The sequence below is a fragment of the Nocardia sp. NPDC052001 genome, from assembly GCF_040680615.1.
Classification (GTDB): domain Bacteria; phylum Actinomycetota; class Actinomycetes; order Mycobacteriales; family Mycobacteriaceae; genus Nocardia.
In genome coordinates this window covers 142,210-165,275 of sequence record NZ_JBFAXC010000011.1, presented here as the reverse complement: position 1 = coordinate 165,275, position 23,066 = coordinate 142,210, and the positions used below count along the sequence as shown (strand labels likewise).

Genomic DNA, 23,066 nt, shown 5'->3' with positions numbered 1-23,066 from the left:
CACGTCTGGGACCGATAGAATCGGTCGATCACAGCGGTTGCGCGGGATCGGAATCCAAGGCGGGGCAATGGATATCAGCGAGCGTGGACAGTGCCGCATCTGTAATGGGCGGCTGGGCATCGGCACGGTGAAGGATCTGTGCTCACGCTGCTCGCGCACGGACGGCTCCGGCAAGCCGCCGCTGAGCGTGCCGCCGCTGTTCTGGGAGGATCCGGCCATCCGGCAGGCATTGTCCGAACGGCACATGGGCAAGGTCATCGCCGCGTATCGAGCCAATCCCGCCCATAGGAGCCGAGTTCGGCAGACCGACGTGGCCCGGTGGGCTGGCTGCACACAGCCGCGGCTCAGCCACATCGAAAACGGCCCGCCCCTGCAAACTTTGGATCAACTGTGCTTTTGGGCGCGACTGCTGGGCGTCCCGCAGTCGCTGCTGTGGTTTCACCTGCCAGATCGTTCGGGCATCGAGCCCGCTGCTGTCTCACCGATCCGGGGCGGAGCCGGGAGCGGGTTCCGGCTCTTGCGTATCGGTGACACCGGCAAGGGGCACGATCCCGATGTCGCGGCCATGCACGCGTTTCGCTCCTGCGATAGCGAGCTCGGTGGCGGGCACCTCTACCGCGAGGTTGTCACCTATCTGACCAGCGATATCGGGCCGCGCCTGTTCGGAGGCAGTGAGGAAACCTCGCGCGAGGTGTTCACAGCGGCCGCCGGTTTGACCGAGATGGCGGGCTGGATGGCCCATGACGGTGGCAACGACCAGCAGGCGTACCAGCACTTCTCGCGGGCCCGGGATCTGGCCAAGATCGGCGGTGACCGCCAACTCCTGGCGCACGTGTACGCCAGCATGAGCCATCTCGCGCTGCACCAAGTCCAGCCGCGAGAGGCCATGCGCCACGCCTACGAGGGGGAGATGGCATTGCGCAAAGCGCCGGGCAATCCGGAACTGGCCGCGCGTCTGTGGTCGATGCAGGCCCGCGGCTTCGCGGCGCTGGGCCAACGGCGTGAGGCACTCAAGCTGCTCGACCGGGCCGCGAGCACGCTCACCTGTACCGATACATCGTGGACATCGCCGTGGGTGAGTCGATTCGATGAAGGATCGCTCTCGAGCGAAGCGGCCCGGTGCTGGCGCCAGCTCGGGGACCTGCGTCGCGCGCGGGTCCATGTCGAGCAGATTCTTGATGTGCGGCCACCCAAACGCGCGCGCAGCAGGGCATTCGCGCAACTCACCTTGGCGACAATCCTTGCGCAGGAAGGCAATCCGGACCAGGCGCACGCTGTGGGTAGCGCTGTCCTGGATTCCACCAAGCTGGTCGCGTCCTCGGTGGTCATTCGGCATATGGGCGAGCTTCATCAGCGCTTGCAGCCCTATCGCCACACCTCGGCGATCGCGGAGTTCCTCGACCGCCTCGGGACTGATATCCGTGATCGCACGCGCGCGCAACCGTGGTCCTCGACCGGCGTACGGCAACAGTGATGTCATGAACGGTGTGGAACCGCTCTATCGCCGCGACCCCGACGCATGGAATCGCTATCTCGCCGAGGGCAACGCCTCCCAGCCGCGCAAGCGCGTCGGCGCGGACGCGCTTGTCTTCGACCAAGACGGGCGAATTCTGCTGGTGGATCCCAATTACAAGCCGGACTGGGACCTGCCCGGGGGGATGGTGGAGGCCAACGAACCCCCGCCCGCCGCCGTAGCGCGTGAGCTCGTCGAAGAACTCGGGCTATCCCTGCGCGTCGACACCTTGCGAGTGTTGTGCCTGGATTGGGTGTCCCCGCATGGCCCTTGGGACGATTCGCTGATGTTCGTCTTCGATGCCGGCACGCTCGGTCCCGATCAGGTGGCCGCGCTGCGGATCGGTGACCACGAACTCAGCGCCTTCGAGTTCTGTTCGACCGGTGAAGCCCAGAGCCGGTTACGTCCACGCATGTGGCTGCGGGTCCGTGCAGCGCTCGACGCACGGGAAGCTCGGCAGATCGCTTATCTGCAAGACGGGCAACCGTTCACATCATGAATCGGCCAGACAGTAGCCGGAGCGGCCGATCACGGTCGTTCCTTCGGCGGATCAGGACGAAAAGTGTTGGTCGGCGCTCCCCCCCAACTCACCGATCGCCTCCTGGAGGTCCTCGGAGTCGAGGGCTGCGGCACGATAGCGTCGAGCTGCGCCCAGATATCCCAGAGTGAGTGGGCTCTTACAGCAGGTCTTTCGGGGGAATCGGGCCAGTCGCGGTGGGTGGCAATCGTTTCCGCCCCCGGGCGAGGTCGGCGACGAGATCTCGGTAGGCCAGCGAGAGGTCCGCGAAATCACTCCACGTGCGGTGGGTGATTTCGCTGCCACCACCCAATGTCTCGAGGTGGTGCATCGCGAGGTCAGCGGCCGCGGCCAGGCGGTCGATCAGCGCGCCGACGGTCTCGGGGTGCTTCGGTATCGACTCGTCGACGACGGGAGTCCGGCGGGCGACCTGGCGGTCGATCGCCGCGATCAGCACGGAACGGGCCGGATTTTCCGGGAAACCGGGGTGACAGCGTGCGATGCGGTGGACGTCGGTCAGCGCGTGCGCGGCCGCGCATATCGGGTCAGTAATGGTGGTGCTGAACAATGCTGAATACAGGTCCCGCCACGTAGGCAGGGGCCAGGGAGGGCGGTAGCGCGGCATCCCGACCGGGCAGGTGGAGCGGCTCGTGGTGTGAGGCTGGGGGGCGTCGGTATCTGCGGGCGGGGCGCACATGGGTGTCTCTTCCTCCGCGGTGAGGTGAGAGGCACCGGCGCTGCCGGGGGAGGGCGGAAGGCGCGGTGTACCCGAGCAAGGAGTGTTCCGCGCCCATCCCCGGGCGAATGCGAAGGGGGCTCCGAGCAATTCGGCTCAGCGCCGGTGCCGTCTTCGACACTGCCGGTATCGGTAGGGGTAATCCGAGTACGTCAAGGGGTAATTGGGGGTAATTTCCGGCTCACATCGATGCCTGGGCAGGGAGCGGACCTATGGTCGAGGTCGAGTGGGGCACGCGTGAGATTTTCGCGCTGCGGAATGCGTTTCCGATGAGTCGTCCGGAGTTGGCGCGGCGTTTGGGGGTCACCCGGCGCACGGTGCTGGCGTGGGAGAACGGCGAGCGAACCGCGCAGTTGGCGAGCAAGCGGTCGCTCGATGGGCTGCTTGCCGAGGCTCCTGATGATGTGGTGAGCCGGTTCCATTGGCGGCTGCTAAGCGGTATGAACACATCTGACGGTGAGGGTGTGAGTGCACCTCGGGCACGCTCGGACTTCGCCGCCGACACATTATTGGAGTCAGCCAATGAGTCAGCGGCCCTGCTGACGTTGGCGGAAGCGAGCAACGTGGGTGCACTGACGATCCAGGACATGCGCGCTGATCTCCGCACCGCGACCAGTTCATACCTCAAGGAGCCCACCCCGCCGCTGTTCCGGCGCGTGGTCACGGTGCGGGACAAAGCGGTCGGGCTGCTCGGCGGCCGCCAAAAGCCCCGTCACACAGCCGAATTGATGAGTATCGCGGGGTGGGCGATGAGTGTGCTGGGGTGGATCACCACCGATCTGGGAGAGCCCGATATCGCGGACAAGCATCTGCGCAGTGCGTGGGCGTGGGCAGATGACGCCGAGGACGATGACCTGCGGGCGTGGGTGCGTGCCGCCCAGCACACCACCGCGTTCTGGCGTAAGGACTACCGCGCCGCGGCGGACTACGCGCAGGACGGGTTGCGGTATGCCCGAAACGGTAGTGCCGCACTGTTTCTGGCCAGCGCGCACGCCCTGGACTTGACGATGGCCGCGCGCAAGATCGAGGCGTCGGCGGCGTTGGATCGGGCGGTCGAGATCGGTGCCGAACTGCGCGAGGTCCCGCGCACCGATGTGCTGGCGGGCCCGTTCACGTGCTCGCCCGAACGCGCGGGCGGGTTCTGGGCCGATACCTGTTTGGCGCAGGGGGATCCGGCGCGGTCGTTGGAGTTCGCGGACGCTGCGGTCGAGTCCTATACGCGGATTCCGGAGGGGATGCGCAATCTCGGATCCGAGCGGATGGTGCGCTGCCAGCAGATCAAAGCGCATGTCGCGCTGGGCAATCTGGATATGGTCACCGATGAGCTGGGTGTGGTGAGCGCGACCCCGCGCGAGCATCGCGTCGGCCCGCTGGTGCAGCGGGTACGCGAGATCGCGGTCATGGCGCGCGATCACGCCGGTAAGCAGTCGCGCGATGTGCGTCAGATCGTCGATACCGCGGCGGCGTTCGCGCGCGATGCGGAGACCGGATCCGTTCCCGCGCTGACCGATTGAGGAAAGGGTGCGCGATGCTCGAGGAAGACGAACTCACTCGGGATCATTGGTGGTGGCGGCCGGGTTGGTCGCTGGGCCGGTCCTTCTACACCTGGCACATCACCTTCGGCCCGGATTCACCCATCCGGGCGTTGGTGCCGGTGTTCGCGCCGACCGTGTCCGCGATTGCGACCATGGCGCCGGTGACCGCGTCGGGCCTGCACATCACGATTCAGGGCATCGGGTTCACCGATGAAGTCGACGCGGGCGATATCGATCGGATCGTCGCGGCCGCCGAATGCCGGCTCGCCGCACGCGCGGCGTTCACCGTGCGGGTCGGGCCGCCGATCGTGGACAGCGAAACCATCCAACTGCCCATCGCGGACCTGTCACCGCTGGCAGGGATTCGCGATGACCTGCAGGATGCGATCGGACAGGTGTGGGGAAGCGAGCACGTTCCCGAGCGAGGGAACGCGTTCAACCCGCATCTGACCGTGGCCTACTCGACCGGAGCGGCCTCGATCCCCGCTATCCGCAGCCAGTTGGCGGCCGGTGGGGTCGCCCACGTCCAGGCCGAGGACCGCATCGGCGCGGTGTCGCTGATCCGGCTCAACCGGGATCGCGGCGCGTACGAGTGGACCGATGTGACGCGCGCCGAACTGGGGCGGTAGTAGATAGAAACCGTCACGGAGTGGGTTCACGGGTGCGTGCGGGTATCGCCGCAGTTCAGCCGATGGCGGACTGGCCGGGGAAGTGCGGCGGTAGTGCCCGCGGTCGCTGGCAGGCACACTCGGGCTGGTCCAGGGGCGGCCGGTAGTCGACCGCGCCACACTCGACTGGTGGCGAGACATATTCCGAACCTGCGGTATTCGCCGATCTACCGGCCAACGAAGGTCATGTCATGCCTTCGGTATATCTGTCGACTTGGCCCGGAAGTGGATCCGGCACTGGCGACTAGGCTCGAATCATGATCCAGGCGTGTCCCGATGACGAGATCTCCGGCTATATCGGCGGGCCCTACAGCTGGCATCCGGAATACCTCGACGAGCACCTTTTCTGGATCTCCTACCTGGGCGCGTTCTTTCACGACATCGGTGTCCAGGAGCTGCTGATCGGCCCCGACTGGGAAGCCGCCGAAGCCTTCGACAGAGCCGTCTTCGATGCCGAGGACTGGCCGGCATTCACCGTGTCCCTGCCGAGCGGCCGCCGAGTCGACGTCGTCTACCGCACAATTCCCGACGACACGGCCATCGACCTCGTGCTGCACGATCCGACCGCGCCTGGACCCAGGACGGTTGCGAGTACCGAAGATGTTGCAGGCCAAGTCCTTTCGTGGTCCGAAGTAGTATCCATCGAGGAGGCGCACGCCGGATCCAACCGGGGTTTCCACTTGCTGCTGTTACTTCCCATCATCGATCTCGAAGAACTCCCGCAGAACGCAGTAGATGTCATCGCTGAGCTGCTGGAGAAGTTCACTACGGTTGATGAACCTCGTCGGACCGCCGAACGGCTCCTCGCTATCGGACCGGCCTAGCCCTGGCCAGGGGCCCTGCGCCGTGCAGAGCCAGCCCAGATCGGGTGGACTCTAAGGCAAATCCACGCCATTGCCGCTTACGGCGCTGACTGAACCGGTCATCGGGCATGAGGGAGGCGAGTTGCATCCAACGCAACAATGTTGCCCCTACTGCGGCGGCATTCGCCGGGCCCGCTGCTGGCAGGCGCATAACGGCTGGTCCAGGGGTGGTCGGTAGTCGATCACCGCGCACTGGCGGCATCGGGTGAGGCGGTGCCCGCCTCGGACGCCGGGGACCGGACAGCTGATCCAGCCGATGAGTGCGCTGCCGGGGCGGAGCAGGATGTGCCCGTTTTCGCAGCGCGCTAGCTGCGGCTCCACATACCGATCTCCACTCCGGACGAGTTCACCGGGCGGGACCACGACGCCATCGACCATGTAGATCGGCCGGTATCGGCGGCGATTCGAGTCGGCCACGCCCTGCACGATATCGAACATGTGATCGATTAGAGTGCGGGCATGGTGGCAGTGGGTGATCGTGTGTTGCTGGTGGCCGGTGCCGTGCAGGTGTTCACGGTGGTCGAGATTCTCGATGACACGCAGGCTCTCGTGCGTAGCGCCGAGGTGTACACCGGCGAGGATGACGAGAAGGCGAAGGCGTTGTGGGAGGGGGCGCGGTACGCGTTCCCGACTCCGCTGGCGTTGCCGGTGCCCGCTGATGCGGGGTGAGGACGGGCACGGCCCGGACGCGGGGAAGCGTTCGGGCCGTGTCTGGTTCGGTCCCCGGTCAGTCGGGGCGGTTGAGTCCTTGGGCGGTGCGCAGGCGCGCGTCCAGGGCGTCGAGTTCTTCGCTGGTGAGTTCGCCGACCTTCTCGGTGACCCACGGACGGTAGACACGCGTCAGTTCGAGGACATCGGCCCAGCCGTGGCTGGTCAGGGTGGCCAGTACGTGCCCGGGATCGGCCTCGCTGATCGGCACCACATGCAGCCACCGGTAGGGGCTTTCGATGATCATCTGATCGGAGATGATGACGACCAGGTCACGGCGAGGAGAGGGGGTGTTGCCGAGAGTTGGTGCGTGGAGCCAGATTTCGCCTCGGATCATGCGGCGTCGCGTGAGCGGCGCCGGGCGTCGGCTTCGGCCGCCGCGAGGTACTGCTGGGCCGCGAGCGCGGCGGCCAGGTCGGCCTCGGGGTCGACCTTCAGCTGCGCCAGGGACGCGCGGATCGCGTCGGGGCTCAGGTTGGGATCATCGGCCATAGCTCAGGTGTACCAGATCCGCGCGCGAACGGCGATGGGCAACAGCATTCTTACCGGTTCCCGACGCCGCGATGTGCGCGCTGCCGCAGCGGTGCGGGGGCTCTGTCGGACTGGGAGGGGGCGATGTCGTGCCGTTGCCGCCGCGTACTCGCGTTCGTGCGCGCTACCGCGATAGCGATCTGATCGGTTGGGTTGCTCCGGAGGGGTATGTGCCCGAGCGTGTCGACTTCGATCAGCCAGTGGAGCCGGTGACCGTCCGGGAGCCTGACCCGCCCTTTCCTGGTGATTGGGTCGTGGTGTGGTGGAACGGGTGGTTGCGGTGGGAACTGGTGAACGAATTGGAAGTGGTGCTTCCTGCGGATCCGGCTGAGGGCCACTAGTTCCTCGATTGGCCGCCCAAGTCGGTGATTGTGCAGGTCAGGGCGTTTGCTGGTCTGGACTGGTGTCGTGGCGGCGTGGGATGCTGCGGGTGTGGTCGCAGGGCTCGGCGATGTCGGCGAGCCGGAGGAACCCGTCGCGGGGGCGGGCCCTGCCGGATCCTTCCGCATGCCCGATCTACCGGCACGGCGGACTCCGATCACCGATATCCCGCAGTTGGCGGCCGCCGCGCGGGCCCGCGGGCAAACCGATCGGGTGATCATGGTGGACGCACCGGATCCGCCGATCATCCGGACCCCGGGCCGGACCGCGAACCAATGGCTGGCAGGTGGTGATTTCGTTGCGCTTCCGGTGCCGTGCCCGTGGTGTGGCTGGTGGCGGGACGGCGCGTGCGAATGTCCACCGGATCCGCCTCTGCGCTAACCGATTTCGGCTCATATCGGGCTCCGAGGGAACCGCGGTGGGCAGCGGTGCGTCGAATCCGGGTATGGAATGGCAGGAGCGGGCGGCGCTGCGCGCGCAAGGCATCGACCCGGACAGTCTGCGGGAACAGCTTCGGGTCGCCTACATTCGATACCTGTTGTGGCGCAACGGGATACCTCTACCGCCGATCCGGACCGAGCGATCCTGGCTTGGTGGTGCGCCAATACCGGCCGAGTGGACTGGCCGGTGACGGTATGTGCACGATGACCGACCGCCGGCGCCAGAGCACTGCGGGCGGGGATTCGTTCGGCGTATTTCTGGCTACCATTCGTGTGGGGATCAGCAACCGCAACGCCGGGTTCCCATGACGGGCGTTCCTTGCCGTCGTCGGGGGCCGTTCCGTCCCAGGGCGGTCCCCCTTTGGCGGGGTATCTGTGATCGAGTTATGCGGCGGCAAACAGTAGGGACATTTGGATGCCGCGGGGATGGCGGGCGTGCTCGGCGGCCGCGGTGAGTACTTGATCACGCCAGCGCATCGCGTAGCGGGGACAGTTCGAGCAGCTCTTGTGCGCGCATCCGGGCAGGGGAGCGTCGTATAGGGCGGCTTTGGACCAGGCCATCGAATCGGCTGAGCGCAGCAGCGATCCGTACATGCCCAGTCCTTCGGCTTTGACTCCGAAGCCGTGTAGCCGGATGCCGGGGTATTCATCGACGAGCACGGCGAAGATCTCGGCGGCCTCGCGGCTGGCCTGGCGTCGGCACACCGACCCGACCCCGACGACTGGGGCGGCGAGCAGATCGACCCCGCGCGCGAAATACTGTGCGGCGCAACGCAAGTAGTCGCTGACTTGCCAGCCTTGCAGGACCGGGATGAACGGCAGATCCGGCGCGAGCTCACGCAAGGTCAGGAAGTTCTCGACGGTGCGGCGTTGATGCTCGGGCACAGTGAGTTTGGTGCCGACGAAGGTGCGGCCCTCGACCTGTCCGCCGGCCAGGATGGCGGGCTCGCACATCCAATCCTGGGGCGCGGCCCAGGACAGTGACCCGATCTCGTCGCGGTAGCGGCGCACCCGCGCGGCATATTCGGCGGGAGTGGTGGTTTCCCAGCCGCCGTAGTCCGAGAGTTCGGTGAAGCCACCGGAGTCCAGGGCCCATTCGCTGTAGGCGCGGGGCAGGGTGGTGCGTTCGCGGAGTCGCCGGTCCGAAACGAACAGCGGGACAGCGAAATCGGTGAGCCAGTGCGGTTGATGGGTGCCCAGCAGGAAACGCAGCTCGGCGGTAGGCGTGAGGGGGCCAGAGGTCATCGCAGACTCGGTTCTCTGCTGAAACCTCGGCGCAGGGGTGGTGGTGGCGGTATCCGGTCTGGACCGGGTCCGCGAGGGAAAGGTCAGGAATCCGAGGGTGTCGGATTCGTCGTCACCGCGGGGTGGCGACCAGTGCAGCGCACTTCCATCATGATCGTTGAGGGCTGACGTCGGTGCAGGTAGTGGCAACTTTTGGGCGTCATCACGGTCACGAGGTCATGACTGTGGTGTGCGAACAATCGATTTGGCTGGAGCCGCGAAGTCGACAGTCGACCGCGCAGGATCGAGCAGTCGATGCGAATTGTGTTGCCAGCGTGGAGAATCGATCTTGTGTCACGTGCCAGCATCACGCCCGAAGGTCTTGTGCTCGCTCCGATCGCCCTCCTGCTGTACGTCGGGATCGGCCTGTACGGAATCGCAATCGTCTGCGTCGTCCTCGTGGTCGTCGCGATATCCAAGCGGGTCGGTGTGCGAACCGGTCTGCTCAAGCTGGATGCAAAGGGTGAGATCGAGGACTCGTACTGGAAGGCCGTCGTCCCCTGGGCCGTTGGTGGCGTTGCGTTCGCCGCGTTTCTGCTCGTTGTGGGCTTGATCGACGCTATTGCCCGGTAGGGCCCACGCCCGGCCAGGCGTATGAGCGCATTCTCTGGCGTGTTCGGGACAGTGAGACCTGTGGGTGCCGAATGGGTTTCAGTTCGAATCGTCAGTTCAGCGCGTTCGGTCCGGTCGAGATTGATTCCTCGGCGCGTTGATCTTCGACCCTGCCGCGTGGCCGCTTCGAACCGCGCGCCACGCGGCAATAGCGGATATTCCGATCCGCGATGGGTGCACGCCACGACAGTGTCGAGAACCGCTTATTCGATGGTTCCCACAGGCTGAACCCTTACAGGCAGTTGGTCTTGTACTAAGCGATCAAGAAACGAGCTACACGTTGACGACTGCCAGAACCTTTACCTGAAACGGGTTCCTAACACCTTGGACGTCGACCACATCGCCAGCATGAGCACCCGTCACCGCGCGACCCAGCGGGGACTCTTCAGAGACCCAGCCCAGTACGGCGTCTGCGTCATCCGAGCTCACGATCTTGAATCGTTGCTCCGTCCCGTCCGCGGCCACTCGCTCGATCGTGACCCAGGAATTCCGCTTCGCCGCCGGATTCGGCTCCACGACTATGGTCGCCGTCGCAGCATCGATCAAGGCCTGGTCGTCGAACTCGGCGCTTGTCTGCTCGCCCATGCTCATATCCTCACGCTCTACCACCTGCCCGCATATGTGCATACATGCGAGCTGGGAGGCTTAAACCTGTTGTGTTGGAAAGCAATTGTAAAGCCTACGTGCGCCACATAGACGAACAGCTGGAGACAGCAGACACGCCTGCGTGGCCAATGTGACGTTAGCGACGACGATCACGCGCGAGTTCAACAGCTGCGGCGAAAGATCGGGTCCAGTGCCCTCGGGATCGTGAGCCCAACGCGCGCCATTCAGGCATGTGCGCGCGTTGGGAAGCGCTATCGGCCAACCGGTTTGGACGGCCGACCAACGCGCGGGTCGCGGCATTATCGGATGTTCATCAGCTGTCAGCAGCCTGGCGTGGCCGCTCAGGGCAGCGCGCCATGGGTATTGTCGTGCGCTAATTCGGCTGCGCTGCCACCCAGTCGCGGATCGCGGCGACAAACTCCTCGGGCGCGTCGGAGACCACGAAATCGCCTGCACCTTCGACGATCACGGTTTCATGTTCGGGGAAGGCCGCTTCCAGACGTTCGCGTTCCTTGGGACGGAAGCCGATCTGGGCGCTACCCCAGATGATCAATGTCTGCAGCTGTTCAAGAGCGCTGAGCCCTGACGCGACCTCGGCGAAGAAGGCCCGGCTCGCAGTGATCTGGCCAGGGAGTATGGCGGAAGCTTGGCGCCGCTCCGGGGTGTCCAGTGCTCGACGATAGTGGCTCATCTCGGCTGGGGTCGGCTTGCGCAACCGGTGACCCATGGGGATGAGCACATTGACGAGGAAGTTGAGCCGCCTGGTCAGGAAACGCACCGGCGGTCCGCCGATAATGCGGGAGTACCACTCGAAGTGGAAGTCGCCGTTGACCGGCCAGGCCCAGGTGTTGGCGAGTACCAGCCGATCGAAGGCTGTCAGCCGACCTTGCACGACCGCAAGTCCGATCAGACCGCCCCAGTCCTGCCCGACGAGTGTCACCGCGTCGAGGCCGAGCGCGTCGACGAACGCGGTGACCACGTCTGCGTGCTCCGCGGGCAGGTAACGATAGCCGGTCTTTGGTGTCGACAGCCCGAAGCCGGGATAGTCGAGGGCGACGCACCGGAAGTCGCCGCGCAGTGCGCGAATAACGTCGTGCCAAAAGAACGACCAGGTTGGATTACCGTGCAAGAACAGCAGCGTGGGACCCGTCCCCTCGTCGACGTAATGCACGGTATGTCCATCGATATCGATGAAGCGGCTCACGAACGGGAACAGATCGTCGTCGACCCAGTCGGGCCTTGCATTCCTTGCGATGTTGGCCACTGAGGCCCCTCTCGGCTCAGTCTGCTTTCCGGATTTTCACATGCCGACGGAGCGCGCTACCAGCAAGCGGCCTCGCCCGCGCCCAGGGGATAGATTGTCACACGCTGCCGTGCACCTCGACGGATTCAACGCCCGATATTCGGCATGAGCGGATGTTCATCGGCTTGGGCGACCGACGTCAGTTCATTCGTGCGCGCGCTTCACGGAGATGGAATTCCCGGGATGCCTGATCGTGGGTGTCGTTGCCGAGCATGGTGCGTTTGCGGGTCTCGAACACCACGTCCATGATCTGGCGATCGAGTTCGGGTCGGGGGCGGCCGTGATGCTCGTTCTTGTACCAGTACGTCGATAGAAGTGCTGTCGCAGAATGCTTTTGGGGCACTACGTCCCAGATTGTCAGTTCCAATGCTGTTCTCCCGCTGTGAGATCGGTGCTCACTTCACGATGCGCAGGTGTGGTTCGTGATGTGGCTCGGCCTGTCGGTCGAGCCATGCCAGCGTCTGGTCCCATCCGCTTGCGCGGATCCGTTCGGCCAGCGCGGTGACAACGATCGTGTGACCGCTGGAGCTGGACTTGGCGGTGTATGCCTCGCGGATCATGGCGTACAGGGTGTGCCCGCGGCGCTGCCATACCTCGGGCGCACGATCGGGGTCCTCGGTTGCCGCGAAAGACTGCTCAAGCCACAGCCCCGGAATTGTGTCGAATGCGCTGTTCGGGTCGGTATCGAGCCACAGCAGCAGCGCGGTGGCCTCGGCTTGGTCGGTGTGCGCGCGATCGAAGCGGATGTTCTCGACCGGCGGCAGGTCCGGGAAGCGGGCGGCGTATTCGCGTGCCAGGGCGCGCATGGTGCCGATGGTCGGGCCGTCGGTCCATTCCAGGCGCCACCCGCCGCTATAGCGCTCGGTGCGTGGGCCGTCGTATGAGTGGCGCACCGGGCGGCCGATGCGGTCGCCCAGGACCTGGGCCAGCGCGGCGGCCTGACGGGAACGAGTGGTCATGATGTGCTTTCGGTCAGTGGGGGAGCGGCGGTCTCGGGGTAGAGCGCAGGCTGTTCATCAGGGCTTCTGGTCCTCGGAAGGTGCTGCGGGGGAGTGGGTTTGGGAGTCGGTCGGGGTGTCGCGGATCAGGCGCAGTGAGGCGGGGCGGCCCTGGTGTGCGAGGGTGATGACTTCGTATTCGCCGGTGGGGCCGCCGGGGCGGGGCGGTAGGGCAAACCCGACGCGTTGGCCGAGGGTGTTGAGGGCGTAGCCGCGCTGCCCGGCCAGTGGTCCGTCGAGGTACACCGCGTCGACGGTGTCGATTCGCGGCGCGGTGGCCGGGGCGCTCGATTGTGCTGCTGCCGAACGGATCTGGGTGTCGAGGGATTCGGCGTAGGTGCGGCTGCGGCGGGCCCGGTGCCAGGCCTCGGCGGCCGCGGGGCCCTCGGGCAGGGCAGCGGCCAGGGCGGCGTCGACGGCGGCTTGGCGCTGCTCGAGGGGCAGCAGCAGATCCAGGGGCAGACCGGCGTCGTCGGTGCCGGGGGCGCCCGGCGTGGCCGGGCAGTCGCTGAGCAGGATCTGGCGCAGAACGCTCAGGTGCACCGATTCGGTCGCCGGGTCCATCCGGTCGAGGCGGTCGGTGACCGGGTGCGGGCCGTGGTCGAGATCGCCGGGTTCGGTGTGGCGGGTGACCCATTGGTCCAGGCGGGCGGCGCGCTCGGCGACGGTGTCGTCCCGGTCGGGGCCGCCCATCACGTTGTGCCGCAGCCACTTTCGCCGCTGGGTCTTCCATTCGGTTTCGGCGGGTGACCAGCGGCCGTGGGCGGTGGAGTCCGAGACGGGCGGGTCGGCGATCTCGCCGAGTCGTCGCCAGCTGACGTAGTTCTGCCGCTCGGTGACCACCACCGCCTCGACCAGGCGGCCCACGAGCGCCTGCAGCGCGAGGGCGTCGGCGAGCCGGTACCCGGAGGTGGACTCTCCGCGCGGACCGGTGGGCACCATGCGCCGGGCGAAGTCGGATACCTCGCGGGCGAGCTCTCCGAGTTCGAGATCGGCGTGACTGCGCTCGGTGTAGGGAGAGGACTCGGCCACGTCCGGGGACGGCGTATCAGTCATGGCTGTCAGACTATCTCGGATGTCGATCTGAGCATCCGGGTTTTCCGGATGATTCCGTATCGTTCGGAATTCCTGAGCGCCGTTAATCCTGCTTATCGGAATTCAGAACCTACCACTATGTTCATATATATGTTGACTGTGTTATGCGTAGGATGAGTTGGCGCACAACAGTGTTACCTCTGATTGGAGTTCAGTATGGCTGCCCGTAACGAGATTCTCTATCGTGCCCTGCGAGCCCGGATCGCCTTGCGATATGCGGTCGGGGACAAGCTGCCCTCGATCTCCGAGATCCAGAACGAGTACGGGATTCCCAGTGCCACCACCGTCCGGCAGGCACAGCAGCGACTGGTCGAGGACGGCATCCTCGAAACCCGTCAGGGACTCGGTGCCTACGTCGTGCGGGTTCCGCAGTCGCCGAATGTCGATTTGACCGCCGAACTCACCCGCCTCCACGGTGAGATCGCGGTCCTGATCGAAGCCACTCGAACCTCCTCGCGCACAGTCACTTACGACTTCAACGACCCTGACCGGCCGCACACCTACTACGTCCTTACCGCGGCCTTGAGCCTCTGGGCCGACCGCACCCGCGCCGAAGCTGCCACCGGCCCCGCCAATGCCGAGGAATTGCGCGCGCTGGCCGACTTTGCCGACGAACTGCGCTCCTGGGCCGAGCCTGCACTGCTTCCTGTTCGGAACGCGGCAACTACCATTGCCGCTGAGGAACCCGCCGCCACTGCCCAGGAACGGGGCAGCGGACTGTATGCCAGCCCCGACGATGCCGAGCGTGACGATCTCCGTCGTCGGCTCGTGGCTCGTGCCTGGAAGGTACGCGAAGAGGGTTGGGAGGCATACCAACTCGTTTGGAGCGCTGGAGAGGTCGCCGGCATCGCGCTGATCCTCGAGGACCGCCCGATCCTCGCCGCAGCGGGGGAGAGCGAGAGCACCGTGCTGAGGCGGTACGCCTACGACCTGTTCGGGGTACACGGCGGTCAGCGCGAGGAAGCCGACGGTTTCCCCGAGACCTACGAGTGGTTCGAACACGCCCGCGCAGACCTCAAGGGCCGCAGGGCCTAGCGAGATGTCGTGATACCTGGGAACTCGATCGTCCTCGAGATGGTTCCTGCCCACCCAGACAGACCGACCTGGCCCAGCCCTCGGTCGTCCGTACGGTCTCTATCGCACGAACAACGGTGGCGCCTCCAAAATCCGTCAATCCTTGCCCGACCATGACGGTGCCGACGACCATGGTCATCGGCACCGCCCACCGGGCTTCTCGGCGTCGACGGTGGTAGGTGCGTTCGATGCAGGTGGCGATCACGATCCGCCACTGTTCGCGGGTGTGCCAGTGGTATCGGTCGAGCAGTTTGGGTTGTGGCAGGCTGAAGAAGCTCTCCATGGCGGCGTTGTCGCCAGCCGCGCCGACCCGGCCCATGGATCCGGCCCTGCGATGGCGATTGCGTGTGTGGATAAATTCTCTTGAGCGAAACTGACTTCTGCGGTCGATGTACAGAACGAGTCGGTGACTTCACAGCCCCCGGGGCGTCGACATTGTTCATCGCGGTGACCGCGAGCCGGGACTTCACCCGCGAATCGAACGACGCGTCGGCCCGATACGCGTGCGCGAGTTCGCCGACGGTCACTCGTTCTGCCAGCCACCGGAGAAGGCTGGCGAGCGAGCTGCAGCACCGACGCGCCACCGTCACGGGAATCCTCTCGGCGGCAATCTCTTTCACGAGCGAGTAGAGCCTTTTCCCGGTATCGGCGCCTGCGACAGATACGCTGCGGAGCGGCGCAGGACCTCGTTCTCCTGCTCGAGCATCGCGCAACCGACTCGCTGCGGGTTCCGGGGCTTGTTCCCGTCTTTCAATATCCGATTGACGCATCACTTTCGACACCATCATCGAATGAACTCCGAAATCAGCCGCGATCTGCTTGAGAGTGGCCCCGTCGTCGCGGTTGCGGGCGACCCGTGCACGTCCGTCACGGAACTTTTTCGGATACCGCTTGGGCACTTGCCGAACAGGGGCAATGCCCGAGGACCCTGATCGATCCTCGGGCATTGCCCCTGTTCGGCAGGTGCCGAAATGCGTGCCAGCGTGTCGCTCTCGCAGCTATTTGGCAGCGTCGCCATCGCCGTACTGTTGAGTTGAACAGGTCTCCATTATCGAATGGAAGTTCGCTGGGGAATAGGGGTGGGATGATTTCAGTCGGCCGTGAGAGCGCTTGGCGATTCGCCGCTATAGGGTATCCATCGATAGCCTGGCCTAAAGACGCTGTACTTGTCGTTCAGGCCGAGTTCGTCGTATAGGGCGTCGGCGATGACGAGACCATCAACAGTGCCCTGGTGTAGTTCATCTGACCAGTCACTCTTCAATTCCGTGGGGTCTAGAAGCATTTCTGGTTCCCAGCCGACCTTGGCGGTGATGTAGCCGTCGAGGTTTGCAAGCAATCGATACATCTGGTGGGCAAGTTCGGTCAGTTCTGCGGCAGTAAGTTTGATCCTTGGGATGCCGTGGTCTCCTACGGCACCGTATCCAACCCCAATGGGCATTATCGACAACCCAGTGTAGGGGCCCAACTCAATTACTACGGGAGGCTGCAAGGTGATGCTGTGCCTGCCTGCCTGCAGCGTAGTCGGCATGATCTCGCGGGCAGTGCGTGCAGCCGCGCCCGCCGCATCGACCTTGTCACCGAAATTTATCGCCAGTTCGAAGATAATCGCCATGACGCCGCACTCCTCTTCCTCGTTGCCCCACCTTAACTCGAACAGCGGCGCCATGCCTGCCGTCTGCCTCTGGCGGCTAGAGCGAAGCCGACGGCAGGAGCGCCTCATTTATTTGTCGCCCTTTTTGTTACGGTCAACCACTACCCAGTCCATGCTGTCTACCAAACCCTGCATTTCATCTAGCGTCATATCTCTCGTCGGATAGATTGTAAGGTGACCCGGCGGCGCGTGACCGCCATGTTTCTCGTCATCCGCAATAATTCCCAAACCAGCCGGCAACGAACGGTTGGGCGATATTATCTTGCCATTGAGGCCTTGGTTCTTTACCGCTTCAACGGATTCGAATGCAGATTTTCCTTGCACGTTGTGGGCATTTAGGTCCGTGACTGACGGAGGGTGCACCATCCCATTGGAATCTACGTCAATGTCTCCACGATCGCCGACTTTGGGGCGGATCTTGGTGTTGCCGGCGACGTAGATTCCGCACGTATCGCATTCGGGCCCGCGGGCGCCATTGGGCGGTGGTGTCCCAGTGTTAGAAGTTCCTGTCTTATTCTGATTTGGGCCGTCGTCCGTAAGATCCTCAACGAGCGCCTCGGCACCTTCGATGATTTGAATGACACATTCCGGGCAATTTCCGGTCACATCAAGGTTGTTGACGGGGTCGGCATTGACGTAGTCGTAGTCGTTGGCCGAGCCGGCCGCTACGGGGTCGGTCTGCAGGAACCGGCCAAGAGTGGGCAGATAGGTGCGTACGCCCATCTCAAGCGTTTGCTGGCTGGCGAGGTGTTCGATGGGAATCGTGTGCTCGCCCAAGTAGCCCAGGTCCATACCACCCTGCATGGTGGCGGGGATCGGAATGTCACCTATTGCGCCGGTGGCCGGGTCGATATCTTGGCCGTAGGGGTCGTAGATGTGCAGGGTTCCGGTACGGACGGCGTTGCGGTCGGCGGTGAACAGGACGCTGCCGTGAATGCTCGGATATGACCAGTTCGCTACCGGGGATTGCCCGTAGGTCTTCGTCAGTAGGACTCCGGCGGGCAGTTTTACGACCCGCTGCAGCAGATTGCCGGTTCCGTTGAGCACGAATTCCGGATTGCTTTCCGATGGGCTCGCGTAGGCGTATCGGGTGGTTCCGTTCCCTGTTGAGGCGCCCTGGACGATGCGGGCTACCAATCGGTCGTTGGCGTCGCGGGTGTACGCCACATTCGTGCCCGCAGCGGTGGTGCTGGATATGTGTCGGCGGGTGGAGTCGTATCCGAGGGTGTCCGTCCCTACCTTGGTCGCATTGCCATACCCGTCGTAGACGAACGACAGCGCGTTGTCTCCGTTAGTGGACAACAGTCGGTCGGTGTTGTCGTAGCAGTAGTGGGTGACCGCCGGAGCTGAGCCGTCACGGATATCGGTGAATCCAGTGCGGTTGGTGTCGTTTCCCGCCGTCGCATTTGGGCCACATCCACCTGCGGCGTCGAAGGAGTACGTGAGCTGGTGATGTGGCACGGTGGCGGCAACCAAACGTCCTACGCTGTCATAGGTGTAGGAGTCAGCGAAGGTGGTACCGGGATTGGCTGTGTCGGTGAGGTTTTCGTCGGTGATGCGACCATGCCAGGACCGAGTGACCGCGTCGGTTACCGACGAGTTCGATGCCTTCCATGTTCTGGCGGTGATCGCTCCTGTGTCGTCGCGAGTAATGGAGTCCAGTCGCGACCCGTTGCCGTAAGCGACGTTTTGCAGTTCTCCTGCGTTGTCGTTGTGGGGTGTGGCGACGGTGGTGCCGTCCAGTCCGACAGTGAGAAGTCGCGAGGCGTCGTCCCAGGTGTAGTTCAAAGTGCTGGTGATGCCCTTGATGGTGGATGCGATACTGCTCACTCGTCCTGCGGCGTCATAGACGGTCGCTGTTACGACACCGTTGGCGTCGGTGTAGGACACGCCTCGGCCCAGAATGTCGACCGCGGTCGTGATCGTGCCGCTGGCGTCGGTGACCGATGTTGTCAGCGGGTCATTATTGACGCTGTAGTTGTAGGTGACTGTCCGTGCTGGCTGGGCACCCATCGCTGGAAAGCTCTTGCGGGTCAGTCGGCTTCGGGCGTCGTAGCTGGCGCATGACCAGGGCTCGGAATTGACCCGCGATGCCACGACCCTGCCGCTCGCGTCGTATACCGTTTCGGCTGTATTGGCTTGTCCGGCAGCGTTCTTGGCAGCGGTCGTGATTTTTGGCAGGCCCGCCTGATTCACCGCCGGTGACGCGGCATCGCATGGATTCGACCGGGTCTCCGTGACGCCGTAATAGGTTGTCGTGCTCCGCTTGTCGGGGTTGGAGATGTCGCCGGATGGCAGGGCGGTCGAGGTGAGGCGCATGTATCCGTTGCCGGGGCTTTCGTATCCAAGGCGCCTGGTCAACGAAGCACCATCGGGATCCGATGTCTTGGCGACTACCAGCCCGTAGACAGGGTCGATACCACTCGCCGGATCCGAGAAGGTGGTTGCCGTTTTGGTTGATCCCGCCCGTTGGGTGTTACCACGGGAGGTGTCGTAGTCGATCTTGCTGGTTACCAATCCATACCGTGGCCTCAGGACCTGGCCTGGAGTGGTCACCGTACCGGCACCGGGTGGTGTCCAGGTGAAGTTCAGTGCACCGGTGTTGCCGCTGTGGTTGTAGTACTCGACCCTGATTCGGTGCCAACTACCGGCGGCGGCGTTGTTGTAACTGCCGGTCACGGCAGTGCTGGCTTTGTCTGTCCAGCTGTCCACGACAAGTACGTCGTCGAGCCACATACGGACACCGTCGACAGTGGTGAAGCCCACGCCGTAGGCGCCGACCGCTGGGAACTGAATTTCTCCGGTGAACCGGCCTGACCAGCCGCCGGTGTTGGCCACTGGCGGTGTGGGGCCCCAGTTCGCGGCCAGTGAACCATCGGGGGTACCGATACCGGTCTGCCAGATCTTGGGAACACCCGACAGCGATGGATTGTCGTAGAACGCCGTCTGTAATCCGGCTATCCCTTCGTCGTAGCCGTTACGGGTGTGGGGAACCGATGCCGCGCACGCTGCGGTCGGTGTCAGGCCGTTGAAACACGACGCCGGTGCCGGACCATAGAGATCAACCGGGCGATCGGCATAGTCATACACTGTCGTAGAGCGGCGCCCTGCCGGGTCGATGTCCGCTGTCACTTTGTCCTTGGCGTTCCACTCGGTCGAGCGAGTGACGCCATCCGCGTTGGTATCGGTGAGGCCTCGGCCAGCATCGTCCCAGGTGACCTTGCGGTAGAACCCACCCTGCGGGCTCAATCCAGCCACGTTGACAGCCGCCTGATGACCAGGGAAGTCGTACGCGTAGGAGCGTTGGGCTCGGGTTGCTAGGGGGGAATTTGTCGGCGGCAAGGAGACCGCTGTTGTCCTGAACTTCTTCTCTTTCTCCGAGTCAGCGTTGCCGGGGATATCGGCGGCCAAGAGGTAGCTGAGGGCTGTCTCGACCCCGGAGGTGAGGGAGAATGGCCCCTGGGCCGCGATCCAGTCGTTGACTAGCGGAGTGCGGATCTTGGCCAGTGGGCCATGTGGACCGTCGCGGTCTTCGATCGCGTCGGTGGTCGTGCAGATAGCAGGTTTGCCAGGTGTCGGGTTGGGGTGACAGACCTTCTGCTCCAGGATCTTCAGGTAGGCGAAGTCTGTTACCTCCCCACCCGGGTTCTCGATCCGCAGCAGGGTCAACCGGTCGTACCAGAGGCGGGTTTGGCTACCATCCCAGTAGACGATCCGGCACAGTTTGCCCTGTGGCGCGCTTGTGGCTCCGGCGGGTTTAGACGTGCCGCCGTAGCAGGAGTCGCTGTTATCGGTGTTGTAGTACAGAGTTTGGGCGCGCCCCGAGACTGGATCCTGGATCTTGGTCAGCCGCGGCGTCGTACCTGAGTAAACATATTGCAGCGCAGCGGGTTTCTTGCTGTCCAGCACTGTGGAAACCGCCGCGAGTGTGCCGTCGTTGTTGAACACTGACACCACACCGTTCTCGGTCACCGAGATCTGGCCGGCGGCGTCGAAGGCAAGTACTCCGTCTTCGTCCGGTGGTGGCGCGTAGCCGCCGGGGGTGCGGGCCCATGCGTGTACACCGCCCGCGGTGTCGGTCAGCACCACCGCGCTGTCGAGCAGTTCCGCGTGGGTGTAACCGCTGCCCGGAGTACCTAGCGTCCATCCGGGCGGCAGCGGGGAGGCATCCTGTGTATACAACGAATCGGTGGTCACCAGCTGAGGGCGGGCCGGGTCGGTCTGCACCCACAGCTGCATCAGCGCGGGATCCAGCGTCTTGTGGTAGAGCTCCACCTTCAGCGCGACTCTTTGGTTCTGCTTCAGGGTGACTTTGTTCGACCAACCGGCCAATCCGAGCTGAAACGGATCAGCGTTGAAACGGTCAGCGTGGTCGTAGACCAGCGTGTTTCCCACCCAGATCTTCGCGCCATCGATATTCACTCCCGTGAACTGGTAGTCAGCGGCGTTGTCGGCTTGGAAATAGCCTTCCCATCGAACCACGAAAAAGTCCGGAGCCAGGGCCGGTGGGCGTGTGCGGGATTCCAAGGCACCTGGATCCAAATTCCCATTCGAATTCCCGAGTGGATTCGACCAATTCAGATTTACCTGCGACTCGCCGCGAACCAGCACGGGCGCATTGCCGGGAGTGCCGTTGTGTTGGGGATCGTTGAAATACGATGCCCGCATACCGTGTCCTTCACCGGACTGGGAGTTGTATGCGAATTTCACTCCCGCACTACCACCGACAGCAGTGAAGCCGGGTCCGCTGACTTCGGTATGGGCGTTGCCGTTGACCAGATTCACCCTCACCGAGCCTGCATCATCGGTCGGCACCGGACCCGGATCGCCGATTCGCTGGTCAACCCTGAAGTGACGCACCCAGTGCGCCGGGGTCAACGTTGCCCCGCCTTTGATGGTCGTGTCGACCGTCCATGTGTAGACCCCGCCGTCGTGCAGCACGTATTTCGGTACAGTCCATGTCGGGGTATCTAGGCATCCCGAATCCACCACGCTGCCAGACCGGCCATCGACCCCTGTGGAAACCTTGAAGCAATATTGCGTGGCGTCCCCGGAGGGGTTTGTCACGGCGGTGGTCTGCAGGGTGGGTGTGAGAGTTGTGAGCACTGCATCGTCGACCGGCCCTGCGGGTGCCGACTCCGGCGCGGCGGTGCCGTAGTCAATAACCAGCTGAACTTTGAGCTGCTTGTACGACAGAACACTCGTTTCGTTGCCGGTCAGCATCAGCCACGCATTGCTGTCGTTCGAACTGACCGCGGCCGCGATGAAATCGGTCAACGCTTTGGACTGCATCGAGCCGGTATCACCGATCGGTCCGGAGGCCAATGTGTCACCGATTGCTGTGTATCCCAGTGGGTTGGTCGCCTTGGAGATGGTCGAGGTGAACGTGTTCGCGGTGCCGGTCGATCCGGTCCGTTGGATGTCCAGCCGTGCACCCACTACTGTCTTGCCTGCGACCGGGGTGAAGTCGAAGCGGAATCCGGATCGCCACAACAGGTTCTGACCGTTCGGGAGTGAGTTGCCGACTGCGATACCGCAGGTGTTCTGACATGTCGCTGCGCCGTCGGAGCGATATGCGAATGACGTCGGCTGGGTGCCGAAACCGTAGGTGTAGGTCGGGTCCACGGTGATCGGGAAGACCCGCTTCTTATCGATCAGCCAGCCCTTGTCGACAGATACGGTCAACGACCACGAATCACCCTTGCGCGCAAGGGAGTACTTTCCTCCTGTGTGCGCGGCGGTCTTGGCTTTGTCTTTGCTGTCCTTGTTCGCGGAGTCGAAGACCTCGATCGCGGGCAGTGCCGCGACCACTACGTGCTGCGCGTTGGTGATGAGCACGTGGTCACCCTCGAGCGACGGGGTCAGGCCATCGCCCAGCCCCAACGTAAACGCCCATCGGCCTTCGCCAATGGCCTTGGCGTTCTTGACGATCAACGCTTCCTTGACCGCTCCGACCTCGACTGTGTACTGCAGGTCGATGCCGGTCAGCGCCTCGGGGTAGGTGACGGTGGAGTCTTTGACGGCCCGCTTGACCTTCTTGGCACCGTCGAGTGCCAGTGTCACCGGTGCCTGGCCGGAATCGACTTCGAGGAGTTTTGCGTCGTCCGCGGTGGGAGCGAACTGGGCATGCGCGCCATCGCGGGCCGCGCCCGCTTTCGCGTTAGGCTTATCCACCACACGGGTGTCCATGGGTGTCCAGCCACCGTGTCCATCGGCCACGCTCAACGGCGTTTGCGACAGCACCACCGAGTGGGAGCCATTCTTGTTGACGTACTCGACAGAGTCGTCCGAGCGACCCGATTCCTTCGACGTGGCGGGGTCGAACGAGGTTTGGCCGGCACCGATCAACGGTTTGAAGTCGCCCTGCTGCGGTTTGTCCTCGGGCTTGTCATTCAGCGGTGTCGCACTGCTGACCGGTTTGAGCAGCGGTAGATAGCGGGCGCCGTCGATCGCGTGTTTATCAGCTGCTGTCGGTGTGACCATGACATGCACGGTCTGTGCCGTCAATGCCACTACGAGTATCCCGGCCACGGCAAATAGCCATTTTCGGG

General features: G+C 64.0%; 21 protein-coding genes and 1 pseudogene. 9 read left to right on the top strand and 13 right to left on the bottom strand.

Features of this window, described 5'->3' with window-relative positions; all coding sequences use genetic code 11:
* Positions 1 to 67 precede the first annotated feature (67 nt).
* Together AB0L82_RS35905 and AB0L82_RS35900 are read left to right on the top strand one after the other, a co-directional pair.
* Positions 68 to 1,474: a helix-turn-helix domain-containing protein gene (locus AB0L82_RS35905; protein ID WP_364646972.1), complete on the top strand. Its 1,407-nt coding sequence runs from the start codon at positions 68 to 70 to the stop codon at positions 1,472 to 1,474.
* A gap of 4 nt (positions 1,475 to 1,478) precedes the next feature.
* Positions 1,479 to 2,012, top strand: coding sequence for an NUDIX hydrolase (locus AB0L82_RS35900; protein ID WP_364646969.1), 534 nt, complete (start codon positions 1,479 to 1,481; stop codon positions 2,010 to 2,012).
* Positions 2,013 to 2,190: 178 nt separating this feature from the next.
* Here AB0L82_RS35900 and AB0L82_RS35895 read toward each other — a convergent pair whose 3' ends face one another.
* Positions 2,191 to 2,598, bottom strand: coding sequence for a DUF4254 domain-containing protein (locus AB0L82_RS35895; protein WP_364646966.1), 408 nt, complete (start codon positions 2,596 to 2,598; stop codon positions 2,191 to 2,193).
* 380 nt (positions 2,599 to 2,978) lie between these two features.
* Here AB0L82_RS35895 and AB0L82_RS35890 point away from each other — a divergent pair, with 380 nt between their 5' ends.
* The 3 genes from AB0L82_RS35890 (at position 2,979) to AB0L82_RS35880 (ending at position 5,793) form a co-directional block, all read left to right on the top strand.
* On the top strand, positions 2,979 to 4,280 hold the full coding sequence (locus AB0L82_RS35890; protein ID WP_364646963.1) for a hypothetical protein: 1,302 nt from the start codon (positions 2,979 to 2,981) through the stop codon (positions 4,278 to 4,280).
* Positions 4,281 to 4,294: 14 nt separating this feature from the next.
* The gene (locus AB0L82_RS35885) at positions 4,295 to 4,930 is read left to right on the top strand and encodes a 2'-5' RNA ligase family protein (RefSeq protein ID WP_364646960.1); all 636 of its coding nucleotides are present in this window, start codon (positions 4,295 to 4,297) and stop codon (positions 4,928 to 4,930) included.
* 296 nt (positions 4,931 to 5,226) lie between these two features.
* Positions 5,227 to 5,793 carry a hypothetical protein gene (locus AB0L82_RS35880; RefSeq protein ID WP_364646957.1) on the top strand — a complete coding sequence of 189 codons (567 nt, stop codon included), beginning with the start codon at positions 5,227 to 5,229 and terminating at the stop codon, positions 5,791 to 5,793.
* A 147-nt stretch (positions 5,794 to 5,940) separates the two neighbouring features.
* On the opposite strand, the gene AB0L82_RS35875 is transcribed toward AB0L82_RS35880, so the two are convergent.
* Positions 5,941 to 6,270 carry a hypothetical protein gene (locus AB0L82_RS35875; protein ID WP_364646954.1) on the bottom strand — a complete coding sequence of 110 codons (330 nt, stop codon included), beginning with the start codon at positions 6,268 to 6,270 and terminating at the stop codon, positions 5,941 to 5,943.
* Between the two features lie 21 nt (positions 6,271 to 6,291).
* Between AB0L82_RS35875 and AB0L82_RS35870 the strand changes: the two genes are divergently transcribed.
* On the top strand, positions 6,292 to 6,501 hold the full coding sequence (locus AB0L82_RS35870; RefSeq protein ID WP_364646951.1) for a hypothetical protein: 210 nt from the start codon (positions 6,292 to 6,294) through the stop codon (positions 6,499 to 6,501).
* Between the two features lie 58 nt (positions 6,502 to 6,559).
* On the opposite strand, the gene AB0L82_RS35865 is transcribed toward AB0L82_RS35870, so the two are convergent.
* A complete protein-coding gene (locus tag AB0L82_RS35865; RefSeq protein ID WP_364646948.1) occupies positions 6,560 to 6,877 on the bottom strand; it encodes a hypothetical protein in 318 nt (105 codons plus the stop codon).
* On the bottom strand, positions 6,874 to 7,032 hold the full coding sequence (locus AB0L82_RS35860) for a hypothetical protein (RefSeq protein ID WP_364646945.1): 159 nt from the start codon (positions 7,030 to 7,032) through the stop codon (positions 6,874 to 6,876). Before AB0L82_RS35860 ends, AB0L82_RS35865 begins: the two co-directional genes overlap by 4 nt.
* Before the next feature lie 447 nt (positions 7,033 to 7,479).
* Between AB0L82_RS35860 and AB0L82_RS35855 the strand changes: the two genes are divergently transcribed.
* Positions 7,480 to 7,833 (top strand): hypothetical protein, encoded by a 354-nt coding sequence (locus tag AB0L82_RS35855; RefSeq protein ID WP_364646942.1) that lies wholly within the window; start codon positions 7,480 to 7,482, stop codon positions 7,831 to 7,833.
* A gap of 443 nt (positions 7,834 to 8,276) precedes the next feature.
* On the opposite strand, the gene AB0L82_RS35850 is transcribed toward AB0L82_RS35855, so the two are convergent.
* Complete coding sequence (locus tag AB0L82_RS35850) at positions 8,277 to 9,137, bottom strand: hypothetical protein (RefSeq protein WP_364646939.1); 861 nt, start codon at positions 9,135 to 9,137, stop codon at positions 8,277 to 8,279.
* 330 nt (positions 9,138 to 9,467) lie between these two features.
* Between AB0L82_RS35850 and AB0L82_RS35845 the strand changes: the two genes are divergently transcribed.
* On the top strand, positions 9,468 to 9,749 hold the full coding sequence (locus tag AB0L82_RS35845; RefSeq protein WP_364646936.1) for a hypothetical protein: 282 nt from the start codon (positions 9,468 to 9,470) through the stop codon (positions 9,747 to 9,749).
* 312 nt (positions 9,750 to 10,061) lie between these two features.
* Here the strand turns inward: AB0L82_RS35845 and AB0L82_RS35840 are convergent, their stop codons facing one another.
* From AB0L82_RS35840 to AB0L82_RS35820, 5 genes are all read right to left on the bottom strand, one after another.
* Entirely contained in the window at positions 10,062 to 10,373 is a 312-nt protein-coding gene (locus AB0L82_RS35840; RefSeq protein ID WP_355126990.1) for a GreA/GreB family elongation factor, read from the bottom strand.
* 394 nt (positions 10,374 to 10,767) lie between these two features.
* Positions 10,768 to 11,658: an alpha/beta fold hydrolase gene (locus AB0L82_RS35835; RefSeq protein WP_364646932.1), complete on the bottom strand. Its 891-nt coding sequence runs from the start codon at positions 11,656 to 11,658 to the stop codon at positions 10,768 to 10,770.
* Between the two features lie 178 nt (positions 11,659 to 11,836).
* Positions 11,837 to 12,064: a hypothetical protein gene (locus AB0L82_RS35830; protein WP_364646929.1), complete on the bottom strand. Its 228-nt coding sequence runs from the start codon at positions 12,062 to 12,064 to the stop codon at positions 11,837 to 11,839.
* 28 nt (positions 12,065 to 12,092) lie between these two features.
* On the bottom strand, positions 12,093 to 12,656 hold the full coding sequence (locus tag AB0L82_RS35825; protein WP_364646926.1) for a hypothetical protein: 564 nt from the start codon (positions 12,654 to 12,656) through the stop codon (positions 12,093 to 12,095).
* 57 nt (positions 12,657 to 12,713) lie between these two features.
* Positions 12,714 to 13,751 (bottom strand): hypothetical protein, encoded by a 1,038-nt coding sequence (locus AB0L82_RS35820; protein ID WP_364646923.1) that lies wholly within the window; start codon positions 13,749 to 13,751, stop codon positions 12,714 to 12,716.
* Positions 13,752 to 13,946: 195 nt separating this feature from the next.
* Between AB0L82_RS35820 and AB0L82_RS35815 the strand changes: the two genes are divergently transcribed.
* Entirely contained in the window at positions 13,947 to 14,825 is an 879-nt protein-coding gene (locus AB0L82_RS35815) for a winged helix-turn-helix domain-containing protein (RefSeq protein WP_364646920.1), read from the top strand.
* Positions 14,826 to 15,015: 190 nt separating this feature from the next.
* Here AB0L82_RS35815 and AB0L82_RS35810 read toward each other — a convergent pair.
* From AB0L82_RS35810 to AB0L82_RS35800, 3 genes and pseudogenes are all read right to left on the bottom strand, one after another.
* Positions 15,016 to 15,349: pseudogene (locus AB0L82_RS35810) on the bottom strand (IS3 family transposase); the annotation flags it as partial.
* Between the two features lie 605 nt (positions 15,350 to 15,954).
* Entirely contained in the window at positions 15,955 to 16,530 is a 576-nt protein-coding gene (locus AB0L82_RS35805; RefSeq protein ID WP_364646917.1) for a hypothetical protein, read from the bottom strand.
* A gap of 54 nt (positions 16,531 to 16,584) precedes the next feature.
* Positions 16,585 to 23,028, bottom strand: coding sequence for a PA14 domain-containing protein (locus AB0L82_RS35800; protein WP_364646914.1), 6,444 nt, complete (start codon positions 23,026 to 23,028; stop codon positions 16,585 to 16,587).
* Positions 23,029 to 23,066: the final 38 nt, after the last annotated feature.

Coding starts and splice junctions, on each gene's coding strand:
- AB0L82_RS35815 (WP_364646920.1), top strand. CDS start 13,947: ATGGCTGCCCGTAACGAGATTCTCTATCGTGCCCTGCGAGCCCGGATC.
- AB0L82_RS35900 (WP_364646969.1), top strand. CDS start 1,479: ATGAACGGTGTGGAACCGCTCTATCGCCGCGACCCCGACGCATGGAAT.
- AB0L82_RS35905 (WP_364646972.1), top strand. CDS start 68: ATGGATATCAGCGAGCGTGGACAGTGCCGCATCTGTAATGGGCGGCTG.
- AB0L82_RS35880 (WP_364646957.1), top strand. CDS start 5,227: ATGATCCAGGCGTGTCCCGATGACGAGATCTCCGGCTATATCGGCGGG.
- AB0L82_RS35805 (WP_364646917.1), bottom strand. CDS start 16,530: ATGGCGCCGCTGTTCGAGTTAAGGTGGGGCAACGAGGAAGAGGAGTGC.
- AB0L82_RS35870 (WP_364646951.1), top strand. CDS start 6,292: ATGGTGGCAGTGGGTGATCGTGTGTTGCTGGTGGCCGGTGCCGTGCAG.
- AB0L82_RS35890 (WP_364646963.1), top strand. CDS start 2,979: ATGGTCGAGGTCGAGTGGGGCACGCGTGAGATTTTCGCGCTGCGGAAT.
- AB0L82_RS35885 (WP_364646960.1), top strand. CDS start 4,295: ATGCTCGAGGAAGACGAACTCACTCGGGATCATTGGTGGTGGCGGCCG.
- AB0L82_RS35825 (WP_364646926.1), bottom strand. CDS start 12,656: ATGACCACTCGTTCCCGTCAGGCCGCCGCGCTGGCCCAGGTCCTGGGC.
- AB0L82_RS35850 (WP_364646939.1), bottom strand. CDS start 9,137: ATGACCTCTGGCCCCCTCACGCCTACCGCCGAGCTGCGTTTCCTGCTG.
- AB0L82_RS35860 (WP_364646945.1), bottom strand. CDS start 7,032: ATGGCCGATGATCCCAACCTGAGCCCCGACGCGATCCGCGCGTCCCTG.
- AB0L82_RS35820 (WP_364646923.1), bottom strand. CDS start 13,751: ATGACTGATACGCCGTCCCCGGACGTGGCCGAGTCCTCTCCCTACACC.
- AB0L82_RS35865 (WP_364646948.1), bottom strand. CDS start 6,877: ATGATCCGAGGCGAAATCTGGCTCCACGCACCAACTCTCGGCAACACC.
- AB0L82_RS35840 (WP_355126990.1), bottom strand. CDS start 10,373: ATGGGCGAGCAGACAAGCGCCGAGTTCGACGACCAGGCCTTGATCGAT.
- AB0L82_RS35875 (WP_364646954.1), bottom strand. CDS start 6,270: ATGTTCGATATCGTGCAGGGCGTGGCCGACTCGAATCGCCGCCGATAC.